The organism is Paenibacillus sp. FSL K6-1330, from assembly GCF_037976825.1.
In the GTDB taxonomy this organism is placed as follows: Bacteria; Bacillota; Bacilli; order Paenibacillales; family Paenibacillaceae; genus Paenibacillus_AQ.
In genome coordinates this window covers 2,282,465-2,298,380 of record NZ_CP150269.1, presented here as the reverse complement: position 1 = coordinate 2,298,380, position 15,916 = coordinate 2,282,465, and the positions used below count along the sequence as shown (strand labels likewise).

Annotated in this window: 7 protein-coding genes; 1 reads left to right on the top strand and 6 read right to left on the bottom strand. The window is 54.3% G+C overall.

All coding sequences use genetic code 11. The features are described from left to right. Positions 1-163: 163 nt before the first annotated feature. From NYE54_RS10270 to NYE54_RS10250, 5 genes are all read right to left on the bottom strand, one after another. The gene (locus tag NYE54_RS10270) at positions 164-3,616 is read right to left on the bottom strand and encodes an AAA family ATPase (RefSeq protein ID WP_339271914.1); all 3,453 of its coding nucleotides are present in this window, start codon (positions 3,614-3,616) and stop codon (positions 164-166) included. A gap of 1 nt (position 3,617) precedes the next feature. Beyond that, complete coding sequence (locus tag NYE54_RS10265) at positions 3,618-4,796, bottom strand: exonuclease SbcCD subunit D (RefSeq protein WP_076320583.1); 1,179 nt, start codon at positions 4,794-4,796, stop codon at positions 3,618-3,620. Positions 4,797-4,847: 51 nt separating this feature from the next. Next, positions 4,848-8,963 carry a helicase-exonuclease AddAB subunit AddA gene (addA, locus tag NYE54_RS10260; protein WP_339273446.1) on the bottom strand — a complete coding sequence of 1,372 codons (4,116 nt, stop codon included), beginning with the start codon at positions 8,961-8,963 and terminating at the stop codon, positions 4,848-4,850. Positions 8,964-8,968: 5 nt separating this feature from the next. Beyond that, complete coding sequence (gene addB, locus NYE54_RS10255) at positions 8,969-12,499, bottom strand: helicase-exonuclease AddAB subunit AddB (RefSeq protein WP_339271913.1); 3,531 nt, start codon at positions 12,497-12,499, stop codon at positions 8,969-8,971. Between the two features lie 311 nt (positions 12,500-12,810). Further along, the gene (locus tag NYE54_RS10250; RefSeq protein WP_339271912.1) at positions 12,811-14,184 is read right to left on the bottom strand and encodes a class I SAM-dependent rRNA methyltransferase; all 1,374 of its coding nucleotides are present in this window, start codon (positions 14,182-14,184) and stop codon (positions 12,811-12,813) included. Positions 14,185-14,460: 276 nt separating this feature from the next. On the opposite strand from NYE54_RS10250, the gene NYE54_RS10245 reads away from it, so the two are divergent. Continuing rightward, on the top strand, positions 14,461-15,432 hold the full coding sequence (locus NYE54_RS10245; protein WP_339271911.1) for a Na/Pi symporter: 972 nt from the start codon (positions 14,461-14,463) through the stop codon (positions 15,430-15,432). On the opposite strand, the gene NYE54_RS10240 is transcribed toward NYE54_RS10245, so the two are convergent. Further along, a complete protein-coding gene (locus NYE54_RS10240; RefSeq protein WP_076320579.1) occupies positions 15,429-15,884 on the bottom strand; it encodes an NUDIX domain-containing protein in 456 nt (151 codons plus the stop codon). The two genes, NYE54_RS10245 and NYE54_RS10240, sit on opposite strands and share 4 nt — an antisense overlap. Between the last annotated feature and the right edge of the window lie 32 nt (positions 15,885-15,916).

Sequence of the window (15,916 nt, the reverse complement as noted above, 5' to 3'; positions counted from 1 at the left end):
TGTCCAGTAAGGAGGCGCTTGATCATGAGAGCAAGGAAAAAGATAGGAATCTCTCATGATCAAGCGCCTGCCCGGTGCTTCTTACATATGTCGGCTTATCTGTACTATAACAGTGCCATGTTGCTGTTTCCGTGATCTAGATCACATCATCCATGTTTCGCTATTACATCGATTCGATCGCAAGCTGCGATCCAGCTCCCGCTTGCTCCGCCGGCCGTACGACCAGCTTGCGCGGCAGACGCGCCCGAAGCTCGGGCACATGACTGATAATGCCAACGGTCAGCTTATCCGTATGGAGACGCTCAAGCGCGGTAATGACCGTCTCCAGCAGCTCCGGATCCAGCGTGCCGAACCCTTCGTCGAGGAAAAAGAACTGCAGTGGATATTGCCCGCGCAGTTGAATTTGTGCCGAGAGTGCCAAAGCCAAGGCCAATGAGGTCAGGAATGTCTCGCCGCCGGATAGTGTGGATACCGGACGCCGGACGCCACCGTTGGCATCGTCCCGAATGACGAATCCCCCCCCGGAGTCCACCTCAAGCGAGTAGCGCTGCTTGGTCAAATAGCGAAGGCGCTGGGAAGCCGACTGACTCACCTGCATCAGCTGCTCCTCCGCAATGTATTCCACAAACGCGTTTCCGCGCAAGCAGGACTGCAATTTGGACAAGCGCTCGCTCTCTCGTTGAAGGCTAAGACGCTGCTCTTCCAATTCCATAAAACGGATGTGACGTTTGTTCAGGTCTTCCAAGTCCCGCTCAGCTCGAGCTCTCGCTTGAAGGGCCTCCTCATCGGCTGTACGGGCCGCCTGAAGCTCGCCTGAGCACCGTTCCCACTCCTCTTCATGAAAAGGGCTTACGCCTAGCTTCTGTTCGACGTCGCGAAGTCTCAGCGTCCATTCCCGCTGTCCTTCCCGATGGGCTTTCACTAATTGTGCACATCGTTCAATTTCTTCCGGGGTTAAACAGGCTTCCATGACGGCATGCTCCGTAGCGAACGGTGAGCCTGCCAGCTGGTTCTCCCAGGCAAGCTTGGCAGCTTGATGCTGCTCCTGCGCGGCTCCCTCAGCCTGTTCTGCAAGAGCCGCTTCCTTGGCTGCATGCTGAGCCTTCTCCTCTGCCTTCCTGCACTCGCTTCTGGTTTGTTCAGCGGATTCCTTCAGCATCGTCATTCTGGTCCGGCATTCGCCCAGCAGCTCCTCAGCCGACCGGTCGCCGATCCATGCCTGAAGACGCTCTTCTTTATCCTTCAGCCCCTCCATCTTACCTTCACGCTGTGCATCCCATTGAATCAGCTGCTTCTCCAGCTCACGAAGCTGCTGCTCCAAGTGAAGGACGGCCTGCTTCTTCTCCTCGATAAATGGAACGCTGCGCTCAAGCCCTTCCTTGATCGACTCGGATTCCGCATCCTTCTCTTGCATGAGCTTAAAACGGCCGGCCGCCTCTTCCAGAGAGAAATCCGGCTTGACTTCCTGCCAGGAATTCAGAATGCCCTCAGCTTCTGCTTCCAGTCCTGCAAGCTGATCCCGCAGCTGGTTCCATGTCATTTGACCATTCTCAAGCGCGGCGCTCTGTTTCATAAGCTCCTGCTGGCATGTGGAGAGACTCTGCTGTACCTTGGAGGCTTCCGTACGGCATGGTCCGATGGCAGCAGCCTGAGTTTCGGCTGCTTTTAGGAGCCATGCTGTATCCGAAGCAAGACTTTCCACATCGTACAGTTTATCAGCGGTAGGTATGGCTGACACTGCCGCCTCCATCCATCCGCGTTCCTGCTCATGCCCGTCGCGTTTGACGGCAAGCAGCTCGTCATCTGCGTACGACTCAATCTGCGAGCGCGTCTGTCTAGCCAGCGCTTCCGCTTCGTTAAGCTGCCCCCGCAGGGTTAATCTGGCCTCCTGGATCTGATGCGTGATCTGCGTCAGCCGATCCATGCCCTCATCAAGATTATCTTCAGGCCGCCCTGATGAGGCAGCAGGGCGCGGATGATGTTCGCTCCCGCAAACCGGACAAGGCGCTCCTGCCTGAAGCTCGGCGGCCAGCGAAAGGGACAGGGCATGAAGCTGTTTGTCGCGAAGCGATTGGCTCATCGCCTGGTTTACCTGAGCTGCCCCGGCTGCCATCCGATCGGCAAACGATGAGGCCTCGGCTGCATCACGCTGCAAGCTGTCAACTTGCACGGAGAGCTGTATGTAGTGCTGCTGCAATTCTTGCTCCTGCTTCTGCAGGGCAATAAACCTTGCCTTTTGCTCCTTCAGCTTGCTCTCCTGTGTCTTTAAATCGAGCTCAGCCTTCTGCTTGAGTCTGCCGGCTGACTCGAGGGCTTGAACCTTCTGCATCGCCATATGAAGCGCCTGGCGCTCACCAGAGCGGGTCTCAAGCCCTTTCAGCTTGGCTTGCAGCTCCTCCTGCCGCTTTCGCCCTCGTTCAAGCAGCTCCTGCTCCTTCTGCAGTTGGGCAGTTCCCCCTTCAAGCTCTTTGCGTACATCCACTCGCTGTGCATCCAGCCTAATCAGTTCTTCCCGTAATCCATCACGTTCCCGCTGCAATATAACAGCTTGCTCCAGCTGCTGCTCCCGAAGCACCAGCTTCGGCTCCTCGGCCCGAAGGGCTGCCTGGGCAGCTTCATCCGCCTTTACGGCCTGTTCCGCCGCCTTCTGAGCGGATGCAGCCTGGGCGGTGAGTCCTTCGGCAATCTGCCGCCGCTGCTCCCAGACCTTGCCGGATTCCCGCCATGCCTCAAGTGCAGGGAGAACAGCGGCTGCCGCCCCTGTCAGCTCAAGCTTTCGTTCCAGCTCCTTCATCTCTTCCTCATGAAGGGCAAGCTCGTCCAGTTTCCCCTGCAGCCGCCGTTTTTCCATATCCAACTCACGGATTTTACCCATGGCTTCATGGGCTTCGATGGCGACCTGGAGATGATTCCGGCATGACACCGCGTGTTTCTTGGCATCTTCCAGCCTCGTAGTCGCTTCCGCCAAAGCTTCTTTGCCTGCACTGCCCAGCCCTTGCTGTTCAGCTTCGACGGATTTCAGCGAACCCTCTGTATCCTTAACGCGGCGGCTGAGCTTGATCGCAAGCTGGTCTCCGTATCGTTCCAAATGAAACAGCCGCTGAAGCATCTGCCGACGCTCACTCCCCTTCAGGGAGAGGAATTCGGCAAACTTTCCTTGAGGAAGGACGACCGCGCGAGTAAAATCATCCATTTTAAGTCCGATTTTCTCTTCTACGCAGCGGGTGACTTCGGCCAATTTATCCGCCATCACCTGATCCCCATCGGGGGTAACGTGGATAAAACGACTCACCGTATTGCTGATGGAGAGCTCGTTGACCCGTTTGAATCGGCGCTCTACCCGATATCGCTCCAGCCCGGCAGCGGAAGACAACTCAAACGTAAAGGAAACGGTCAAGCTGTCCTCCGAATGGTTCATGATGCCCTGGGTTCCGTTAACTGCGCGCTCCACCTTTCCATACATGGCTAGAGTAATAGCATCCAGCAGCGTGGATTTCCCGCTTCCCGTCGGTCCGAAAATACCGAAGAGTCCGGTTTCGCACAACGTCTCAAAATCAATCTCCTGCGTTTCTCGATAACTCTGCAGTCCGGATAACTTCAACAAGATCGGTTTCATCTTACGGCTTCACCTCCATCCCGTCAGACTCCTCTTCCTCTACAAGCTCCAGAAACAAATCGACCAGATGATCCTCGGGCTCCGCCCCGCCGGTTTGCCGCTGGTAGAACTTTCGGAACAGATCCGGCAGCGGCAGTCGGGACCGTTCGCTCTCCAGCTCCAGCGCCTCCATCTCCGGGTAAACCGGACGGATGTGAACAATGCCGTCCCTGCTCTTTCGAAGTCGCTGAATGTCGGCAAGCCCCATGGCCTCCGTTAGGGATACCTCCAGATCTATGAAAGCTTCGGGATCACGCCCCTCATCAAGCCATCGATACACCTCTTCCAAGCCGCCTTTGGCCTTCCAGCGAACAAGCGGGCGACCGCTGCTGAGAAACAGCTCTTCGATCACGGGTGCTCCTCCTGGCGATACGTCAACCAGGGTCACCGACTTGGCCTGTCCCGCTTCCGAGAAGCTGTAGGCCAGCGGTGAACCGCTGTAGCGGATGATTCCCTCCCCTTTTACTGCCTGAGAACGATGCAGGTGACCAAGCGCCGTGTAGGATGCGCCTACAGAGAGTGCCAACGGATCAACCGTGTACGCTCCACCGACCTGAATCGGCCGCTCGGAATCGCTCTCGACGCCGCCAAGTACATAAATATGGCTCATGGCCAGATTGACCGTCTGCGGAGAAAATTCCCTTGCCATCTTCCTCATCAGTTGTCCGACTCTCTCGCTATAGGCACGCCGGAGCTGATCCTCATCTCCATCGATCGATAACAGCTCATTGAGCCTGGCCTCCGACGGATAAGGCAGTGCTGCAATCTTGGCCGTTTCTCCGGTACGTGCCGCTGCAACAGTGATCGCATCGGCGACGGGAGTCCCAATCAGCGTTATGCCCCTGGTTGCAACAAGCGGCGTGACCGATGCAACCCGTTCCGGCTGATCATGGTTGCCTGCAATGACCACCATAGGACGGCCCCCCTCCGTAAGTCTGGCGGCCGCATCATAAAACAACTGCTCTGCAGCCGCAGGCGGATTTACGGAATCATAAACATCCCCCGCCATGAGGATCAGATCGGCCTGCTCTTCATCTGCCAGCTTAACCAGTTCATCCAGAAAGCGCTCCTGCTCTGCAAGCCTGCTCCGGCCTTCAAGTGCGCGCCCCAGATGCCAGTCTCCGGTATGCAAAATACGCATCGCTAATCTCCTCTCCCGCTTCAAACTTCCCAATCAAACAAATCGAAATGACTATAGTTGAACGGCATGTCCCCCATCAAAAAAGTACAGCCATTTTTCATGAACGGGCTCGCCTAAAATATCTTCCAAGGCCTTTGCATATAGATCAAGCTGAAAGCGATACTGCTCTGCTAAGGCCGAAACGCCGCCGCGATGCTCCAGCACCCGGTCCGTTTTATAATCCAGCAGCACAAGTCTACCGCCCTGCCTGAACAGGCAGTCCACAACCCCTTGGATCAGCACGGTTTCGTCCTGAAGGAGCTGCACATCCGGCACTGCTTCGGCCGCTTGTTCCGAGATTTGGTCCATGAAAGCGAGTCCTTGATATGCTTCAGCTGCGGGGAGTGCATATGAAAACGGCATCTCGCGCCAGACATCCTCTGCAGTCAGCAGCTGCTTCCCTACCTCGCAAGCAAACAGGCCGCTGATCTCCGTCGCTTCCACCGCGGCTGTTTGCTCACCGGTTATGATTTCTTTTTCCACAAGGTAGCGGATCGTGTCTTCGATTTCCGGCGTCGGTTCCGCGGCTCCCTCCAATCGTTGAAGAGGCACATGCTGCATGATCGTATGATACACGGTTCCCCGTTCCGCAGGTGTCAGCTTCGTTGACTCCATAAATTTCGGCCGTCGCAAGCTTAGTGTGAAAGATGCACCTGCCCCGATATTTTCCTTGCTCTGCCGTTTTACGGCCTGCTCCTCCAGTAGATCCAGGGAGGGGCTGTCCTGCAAGGCAAGCAGCTTCTTCATCTCCGTTACGGACGTTTTGGCGGAAATTTGGCTGACCATTTCATAACGATATTTCCAAGACAAGCGCTCATAGATGCTTGCACGTTGATCATCCGTACCCATATCTTCCGCTTCGGCTATACTATCCATCGGAACAACCGGCTCGAGCTTGCGCAGGGCATTCAGCTTATTCATCCGGTCATCGTTATCCGCCTGCACGTCATCCTTAATACCGATCATGCCCTGCGCCAAGGATTCCGGCGTCTCGATCGAAAATATCCATTGCGATCGATCTTCTCTAAACACGCGTGAGTTCGTCTCCTCGGATAAGCCCGCCTTCTCGCGGAGCAGACCTGCGGATGGATGGCGTATCACAGCCGGGCCGATCCAATCCAAGTAACTCCGGCCCCGGGCAAGGACGTAATCCGGCAGAAGAAGCTCCGGGTTAAAATCGGCTTGTGCCCACGCAGCCACCTTCTTCGGCAAATCCTTCACCGTGCCGACCAGAATCATCTTCTCTTTAGGCCGCGTAAGGGCAACGTAGAGCACACGCATCTCCTCAGCTAACAGCTCCAGCTGCGACCTGCGCCGGATCGCCAGGTTAGGCAGCGTGGGATAGCTGACGCGCATGCCTTCATCCACAAACTTCGGTCCAAAGCCAAGCTCCTTATGCATAAGGAAAGGGGAATTCAAATCCTGCTGGTTAAAATTTTTGGACAATCCCGCTACAAAAACAACCGGGAATTCCAGCCCCTTGCTCTTGTGAATGGTCATCAACCGTACCGCATTGCCCTGGCTTTCCGTACCGCCGGCAGTGCCGAGATCCCCGCCACGCTCCCGGAGCCGGGAGATAAAGGTCAGGAAACGGAAGAGACCTCTGGAGGCTGTATCCTGTTCATACTGCACGGCCCGGTCATACAAGGCGGTCAGATTGCCCTGACGCTGCTTGCCGCCAGGTAGACCGCCAACCCAATCCAAGTAGCCGGTTTCACTGAAAATTCCCCAGATCAGATCACTCAAACTTCCTGTGCGCGCTTCCTGCCGCCAGCGCTGAAGCCGATCCATAAACAATCCAAGTTTTGAGCTAAGCTCCGGAGATATTTCGATATTCTGACCTTCAGCTGATAACGGAGCATCCGAAAGAAGGCTGCCTGCCACGAACTCATGACCTGCTGCTGCTTCGGCTAAACCTTCCAGTTCTACACCCGGCGTCCATTTGCCATCCACGAAGCCCACAGGGCGGGCCAAATCCATGACCGGCGGGACGACACTTAACGCGACTGCTGCCTTAAGCGCATCGTAGTAAGTCCCTTTGGCACACAGACGCACCTGTGCCATCTCTTCCTCGGATAATCCGAGTATCGGCGAGCGCAATACGGAAGCCAGGGGAATATCCTGACGGGGATTATCAATCACCTGCAGCAGCGATAAAATGATCTCCACTTCCGTCGCCTGAAAGTACCCTTTGTTCTGCTCGCCGAACGCCGGAATCCCTTCCTGCCGCAGTTCCTCTATAATTAACGGTGCCCATACCATGGCTGAGCGAAGCAAAATAACCATGTCCCCATACTCCGCGGGCCGCATCGATTTCAGTCCTTTATCGTACACCATGAGCGGCTTCCCGTTTTCGCCTGTCATCTCACGAATTCTGCGGGCAATGGCGCGAGCCTCCAGTTGGGCGGTTTCCATCTCAAGCGCCTCAACCTCAAGATGAACCCCGTCCTCTTCGGAAGATGATTCTTCGGACTGCTCCTCCGTCCCTTTTCCAAGACGGTCGATCAGGAGCAATTCAGGCGTGTAAGGGTTCGTACCGCCCTGAACCTCCTGCTCCGGAAAGGATGCGCCGCATACAAGCTCCGCTCGAGCATCATAGGCAATCTCGGCTACGGATTCATTCATGATCTGCCGGAACAACAAATTGACGGCATCCACAACTTCCATCCGGCTGCGGAAATTACGGGCCAGATCAATCCGGATGCCGGCTTGGGTCGTGCTTGCGTCGGAAGAAAACGTCTTATATTTATCGAGAAACAATCCCGGCTCCGCCAAGCGGAACCGATAAATACTCTGCTTCACGTCACCGACCATAAACCGGTTCCCCGGCATTTCCCTGGAGATCAATCGTACAATGTCTTCCTGTACGCTGTTCGTATCCTGATATTCGTCGAGCAGCACTTCATCAAACTGCTCGCGGTATTCCATCGCCGCATCGGAAGGCATCATATGCCCCGGGACGGAATCAGGGTGACGAAGAATATGAAGGCAGTAATGTTCAAGGTCGTTAAAGTCGACCATGCCTTTGGCCGCTTTGGCCTCACGATATCGCTCGCCAAAAGCGATAACCGTCTCGGCCAGCTCCATCATCAGCGGCGCTGCCGTGTGAAGTTCCTGCAAAAATTCCGATGCCGGACGGCCAAACAATGCACTTTTCAGCTCATTGACGATTTTCTTCACGTTGTCGCGCAGTTCCTTAACCTGTTCCTGAAGCTCCGGCAGCACCTCATCCTTCCGAACGGATTTGAGCTTGCCGAAAGACGCCTCGCGAAAAATGCCGTACAACGATTCCCACGGCGAACTATCGATGGCCTCAAGCAGGGAGGCGACCAATCGCAAGTCCTCATCGAGATTGTCCACATACGGTGCAGGCCCTCCCGGCTGCATGGCGATCGCCCTGGCTTGCTGCAGCAAGCCAGCCGCTCCATTCAGAGCCAGACGGGCATCAGCCAAAATGCTTTGAACCCATGGCGTTTGTCCGAGAGCCTCCGTATCTTGTACCTGGAAGCCGGCAGCCGTTTCCCTTAGCCAGTGTGCCGGCCAGGAATGGCTGCGGGAGAAATCATAGAGGCGCTGAACGAGACGGTACAGCGCGTCGTCCGTTCGCTCGCCACTGAACCAGTCCGCCAAATGAAGAAACCGACTTTCCTGGTCGCCCTCGGCCTCGCCGTATTTCTCTTCAAACAGCTCCTCCAGCATATCCTGCCGCATTAAATCCGCCTCATGTTCATTCAGAATGCGGAATCCCGGATCCAGCGGTATTAACTGATAATATCGCCGAATGACTTCCATGCAAAAGGAGTGCAGCGTTGTAATTGACGCCCTACCAAGCAAAGCAAGCTGACGCCGGATATGCTCATTGTCCGGTTCCCGGTCCAGCTCACGGTCAAGCGCTTCCCGAATCCGTCCCCGCATTTCGGCAGCCGCAGCCTTGGTAAACGTAGCTACTAGAAGCCGGTCTACGCTGAACCCCGCGGAATCGTCGAGGATTTTGCGAATGATCCGTTCAACCAGCACGGCGGTCTTCCCTGAACCTGCTGCAGCTGCAACCAGCATATCATCGCCCGACAGCGCGATGGCTTTCCACTGGTCGTCACTCCACATGCTGCCCTCGGGTTTTGCTATCATCTCTCTCACCGGCTCTCTCCTCCCTTCGGATGTCCAAGCATATCCCAAACCTGATCTTTACCCGGTTTACCCAGCAGCTGATATTCGCTGCCCTCAATTGCGTCGTCGAACTGGCATACAGGCCGGAAGGAACAGTACGTGCAGGCGGTCTCCTGCTGAATCCGGTACGGCACAATCGCGACATCGCCCCCCGTAATTCTGGAGCCGATATTCAGCATATTCTCCCGCACGGCGGACAACAAGGTCTCCCACTGGTCAGGTGTTGCCACGGCTGCGCTGCTGTAGAAGCTTCCGTCCGTTTTGACGGCGACAGGCAGAATAGCCGAGTGTCCTTTTTCAAGGAAAGAATCCATGAGGGAAACCGCTTCGCGGTCTGCCAGCAGCAAGCCCTTCATTTTGTAACGTTTGAGCAGCTCCTCTGCCGCCTGCTCCGGCGTCATGCCGTTTGCAGATTGCAGAACTGGATCATGAACGTGGAAATACAAGGTTCCCGCAGGCAAAGCCTGTTCACCGAGCCAGTCCTCCGCAAACGTCAGCAACACGTCCAGATAGGTCAGCATCTGCAGGGATAATCCGTAATAGACCTCATGCAATCGCAGATCCTTCTGGCTGGATTTATAATCGATGACCCGAAGCATGATCCCATGCTCTCCGCGTGCCATGTCGACCCGGTCAATGCGCCCGACAATCTCCATCTTGACCCCGTTCGGCAATTCAAACGTCAGGGGTGGCAGCGGCTTCCCTGGACCGAAATCAAGCTCAAGACCGATCGGCTCGAATTTGCCGCGCCTTGCTTGTTCACCCAGAATCACGGATGCTCTGCCCACGATATTTTTCAGCTTGCGCGAAATATATCCATATCGCTTGGAGCTAAGCAGGATTTCACCCTGCAGCATGGGAGCAAGCCGATCGACGGTCGCTTCCGCCTCGCGCAAGCATTCCTCCGCGGTCAGGTCTCCCCAGCTTCGATGCTGGGATTGAAACTTCATGGCCATGCTGCTCAAGGCAGCATGAAATAGCTGTCCGATGTCAGGAGCCTGAAGACGGTACAGCTGCCGTTCTCTCAGCTTCAATCCATGGGAGGCAAAATGGGAAAACGGGCACGCAACAAAGCGCTCCATCCGAGATACGCTTGTCCGCAGCTTCGTTCCGTACAACTGCCTGCTCGTTTCCTGCTTAAGTGGCCGGGCTTCATTCCGGTAAGACAAGGACGAGAGCATCGAAGAAAGACGCGACCTTAAATCCGGCCGTTCCGCGTACCAATTGTACACATGCCACCAAATGTTCGGAATCTCCTCTCCATTTCTCCAGTCCCGTAGCCGACCCGTCAAGTAAGCCAACGTCTTATTAGGACGTGACGCATAATGCTCCTGCTCGCAGGCTGATTGCCCGGCATGCGGTCTTGGAAACAAAGGCACCTCTTCCATCTGAAACATCAGCTTCAAATGGCGGATGACCTCGGATGGCAGTAACGTCTTGCCTTCATCATCTGCCGCAGGATAGCTGACCCAAAGCTGCTTGCTGGCCGAAGTCAGAGCATTATAAATCAGGAACCGTTCATCCAGCAGTCTTCGGGATATGCTTGGAGCAAGCTCCAATCCACGGTCTTCGAGCTGAACACGCTCCGGTTCTGTCAGGATCCCATCGTCCTTAAACTGGGCTGGGAGTACACCATCGTTAATGCCGAGCAGAAAAGCATATTTCACCCCGCCCGTCCGTGTCCGATCCATGCTGCCGATCAGCACTTGATCCAGAGATGGAGGCACCAGAGCCATTTTCATCTCCGTAAGTCCCGTGCCCAGCACGCCCGTGAACAATTCGGTGCTGAGCTTCTCCGCACCCATCATCTCCACAATCTGGTCGAGCAGGTCAAGCACAGCCCCCCATACCTGGCGATGCTCCCTCGCTTCCTCAGGACGCCCGGCATCCAGAGCAGCGCGGCTTAACAGCTCCAGCTTTTCGGGAACAGCGGTTTCCTCCAGAAGCCGATAGACTGCAGTGCTCTGATCCATTGCACTCGTTGCCTTTTTCATCCGCTTCTCAAACGCATGCAGCGGCTCCGTAATCACCTTTCTGGCATACTCAATCGCCTGCATACCATCCGGATTGCGCACCTCACTCTCGCCATCCTCTAATGAGAGGCTTGGAATTCCCCTCCACGGGCGGCCATCCGTCCAGCGCGAACCCTGAATTCCGGAAGCCAGCACGTGGTTCTCCAGACGATCCATGTCCTCACGGGTAAGCGAACCGTCCAGCGGCAGCAGCAGATCCGTCTTCACGCAGCGGAATACGTCCTCGTAACGCCAGCGGCGTCCAATGACATCAAGAGCAGATCGAATAAATTCGACCAGCGGATGGTGCAACTCGCTCCGCTTCTGATCAAGAAAATAAGGAACACCGTGTTCCTTGAACAAAGGACCTATCAGGTGCTCATATTCTCCCATATTCCGGACAAACACGGCCATTTCCCGGTATCGTGCTCTTTCTTCCCGGGCGAGACGAACCATTTCACGTAAAGCTCCTTCGATTTCAGCCCGGCGGTGACTGGCAGAATGCAGAAGAAGACCTGTCCTGCTGCCGTCCGGATTGCTTACTGTATTTCCATCTCGGGCAGCTTCCGTCCAACGTTTCTTCCGATCATAACCGCGCTCGAGGTGGGCAAGCAAAGGGGATTCTTGAAACCGTGGAAGAACATCGGGTTGCAGAATACGATGCTCCATATCCAACCCCATCTCATCAGCAATGCCTTTAAGCTTTATGTACGTCACTGCGGTAGGATGAAAGAGATCCAGCTCATGCGGAACATTGCCGTTCGTATAAGGCTTGTCCAGTGTCAACGCAATCGTTACATGGTTGGCATGGGCCATAATTTCCCGGAGCACCCGGTACTCCTGCGGCGTAAAACCATGGAAACCATCGATCCAAATGTCGGCGCGCTTGATATAGTCCGATTGGGTCACTCCCGCTGCTAATGAGGCCAGCGTATCTTCCTCATCCATGTAGAACCGTGAAATCTCAAGCTCAAAATCATGAAAGACCGTTACGATGTCCTCCAGCTTGCGCCGAAGTATCGGTGAATTCCCGGAGCCAGATATCATCTGTCCCAGCTGCTCCTCTACGCAGGATGCGTCAATGCAATAGCGCTTCATTTCCGTATACAACTCGCTCAGCTTACCGACAAAACCATGCTGCTCTCCCGAAGCACCGAACAATTGGAGCTCTTCTTTGCGCCTCCGTAAAATTTTGTACAGCAGCATGCGCTTGCCTTCTTCACTGATCGCCACCTTTGCGGCCCCGCCGCTTTCCTGCATGACGCGGTAAGCCAGTCGACGGAAACTAAGCACTTGCGCGCGCATTATCCCGCGAATGCCTCCCGCATTAACGAGTGCATGCTCTGCTTCATAGGACCCTTGTTCGGGAACGATCAGTATCATCGGATTCCCCCTGGGATCTTGCTCCAATCGCTCGATCATCTCTTGGCGGATCGACGTGCTCTTGCCGCTGCCCGACCTGCCGATAACAAATTGAATGCTCATGCTATGCCCCCTTTACATCGTCTTTCGAAAGGGACTCCTTCACCCTTCAAAACAAGCTGCACTTCCGGTGAAATCATGCCCTTGAATCTATAAGTCAAATGTATCAAAATTCATATGAAATCCACGTTTTGGTTCGTTGTCTATCAAAAAAGATGTTGATTACTAGTATAGCATAAGTATCGTTTGATGGAACATACGTTTGGATTTCATTCCCATTCCAAAATATTGCGGACATACAAAAAAGGATCCTGCCATCGTGGTTTACCCACCATGGCAAAATCCTTCGCATCAACCGCTATAGCTGTGGCAGTTTACAGCTTTGATTTGCTGCGCACTTCAAACACGGCAAATTTCAAATAATGCCCCTCATCGACCCCGAGAATTTGCGGGTGATCCTTGCCAGCCGCACGCCATTCCACGAGTCTTAGAATTTTGCCGGCATCTTTTGCAGCATCCTGAATCGTCTCCAGGAACAAATCCGGCCGCATATGGTACGAGCAGCTTGCCGTAACCAAATAACCGCCCTCATTCACCAGTTTCATTCCATGAAGGTTGATGTCCTTATATCCCCGGCAAGCTCCCTTGACAGCAGACCTGGTTTTGGCAAACGCCGGCGGGTCCAGAATGACCACATCCCAGGAACGTCCACCTCCCGCGGTCAGCGGTTTGGAGGTATCCACTTTCTGATCCCCTTGCGCACGCTGCTCACGTTCTTCCAAGCCTTTTACCTGGTTGCGCAAATATTGGAAAGCATCGTCCACTACAAACTCCACGCGATCCTGGAATCCGTTCAATTCCACATTCTCTTTGGCGCTTTCGATAGCATGCTCCGATATGTCAAGACAGGTTACTTTCTTGGCCCCATAAAGGCATGCGTGCAGCGTGAAACTGCCCGTATGCGAAAAGCACTCCAGCACCGTAGCACCGTCCCAATAGGGAAACGTGACTTCTTTTCCGCTTTTGTTCACCGGCAAGGACTTCATCTCACCGTCCCGTTCCACAGTCTGAAGCGCGATCCCGCTGCGGTCTCCCCAACCCTTCATTAACGGTTTTATGGATGCCCGGTTCTCGCGCTGATCAAAGAAATATCCCGTCTTCTGACCTTCTTCAATATCCACTTTGATCTTCAAGCCGTTCTCCGTCACCGTCACGTGGCGAGGACACTTCCCGTAGAGAATACCCGTGCGCTGTTCCAGACCTTCCAATTCCCGGATGGATACATCGCTTCGTTCATAGATTCCTTTTGGCTGGACCACCTCGACAAGCGCGTTCACGATATCCTCACGGCAGCGATCCATGCCCAGCGTCAGCAGCTGGATGACCAGTACGTCATCAAACCGGTCCACAATCAGCCCTGGCAGAAAATCCGCCTCGCCATATACCAGCCGGTAGGCGTTCTCATCTCCGATAAACCGTTCCCTGTGTTTCAGGCATTCCTGAAACCTGGCGGCAAAAAAGGTCTTGTCCATCGTCTCAACCGGCTCATACGAAACGGTGCGTACGGTGATTTGAGATTGCGGGTTGTAATAACCGGAAGCGAGAAAACGGCCTTGATGGTTTAATACCGATACGATATCACCCGGCTTGGGTTCACCCTCGACAGAGGCAATCTCGCTTTTATAAACCCAGGGATGCCCCTGCTCCAGTCTCTTTTTTCGACTGCGCTCCAAAATTACCGATGGCACGTTATTTCACTCCTTAAGTTATCCCCTGGCCATTTCAATAGGCATGCATGTCCACCAAGGGTCATATACGTAATTAAGATAAAAGTCTATCGATTCGATGCTGAGTGACTTTCCTGATTCACTTCGTGTTAGATATAGAATTTATTCGTTATCAGCAGAGCTGATGAAATTCTATATCGCAAGAAAACCTAATCGCGGTCGCTCATCCTTGATTGGCCTCGATTGGTTTTCTTATCAAAAGAGAGCTTTTTGAACAACCTCTAAAAGGAGAACATCATGCTATCCTCACTCTGGTTTCCCATCTGTTATGGTCTTGTCCTGTTCCTGTTCGGCATGAAGGTCATGGAGGTTGCGCTCCAACGCTGGGCCGGTCCGCTGTTGCATAAGTGGCTCCATAAAGCGACATCCACGCCCCTGAAAGGCATGATCGCCAGCACAGCGGTCACGGCCCTGCTGCAAAGCAGTACCGCCGTTACCGTGCTGGCAATAGGTTTCGCCAATGCCGGATTGTTGAGCCTCGCCGGTACTTTGGGCATTATTCTCGGCACGAACATCGGCACAACGGTAACCACCGAGCTCATCAGCCTGCAGATTGGACAAGCCGCCATGCCTCTGCTTGTCCTCTCGCTCATGCTATGGGTCGGGGCCGTAATCGTCAGCGAGCGCGTGCCTCCGAGCTACGACAAGGTAAAAAACAATTTGATCCGCAGTCAGTTTTTATGCCTCGCTGTGGCCGGATTCTCACTGGTGCTGCTTGCTATACAATTCATGCAGTCTATTGGTCCGACTCTGCAAAGCCTCGATTTATTCCAGTGGTTCCTGGACCACGCTTCGCGGAGCGTCCTCTGGGGTATAGCAGCCGGAACGATATTGACTGCTCTGATGCACAGCAGCGCAGCTGTCATCGCTATGGCTATGGGGCTTGCAGCCAGCGGTGCGCTGCCTCCGGAGATCGGCGTTGCCATCGTTCTGGGCTCCAATGTCGGCACCTGCGCAACAGCACTTATAGCAGCGATTGGCAGTACCCGAGCAGGGCGATTCGTGGCCTGGTCCCATATGGGGCTGAATATCGGCGGTGTTCTGCTCTTTACTCCGTTCATATCAGGCTTAACCACCGTATCCGGATGGTTAGCGGCGGATCCTGCCGGACAAATCGCCCATGCGCAAACCTTATTTAATATCGTATGCTCGCTTATTGCGCTTCCACTATGCTATCTGCCCTTCTGGAACAAGCGGGCAAAGACCTAAAGTTTCATATCTTCATCCGCAGGAATGCTAACCTCAAGCAGCATTAGCGCTTTACGCAGGATGATATCATTGTTGTTATATCCGTTGCTGCGCTGCTTCCTCCATGCGGCCAAAGGCTCAAACCAGTCCACGCCGTTGATTTCCTCGATTTGGGGTTTTAAGCTACCTTTTTCTGCTTTAACCAGATAGTAATGGACTTCCTTGTCCACCTGGCCGAATTCGGGATGATGGTATTTATATGCAATAATGTCCACTGGAGAGGTGATGGATCCGACTATACCTGTCTCCTCGCAAATTTCTCGAAGTGCAGTCTGCTCGACGGTTTCACCGGCTTCCATCTTGCCCTTGGGAAGCGAGGTTTTTCCATAACGGTCCAAAATAAGCTGGATCTGAAGCGCCCCTTCATGATGACGGTATACCACGCCGCCTGCGGAAATCTGTGTATATGTCATGTCCTATTCCTCCTTCATGTACAACAAGGATT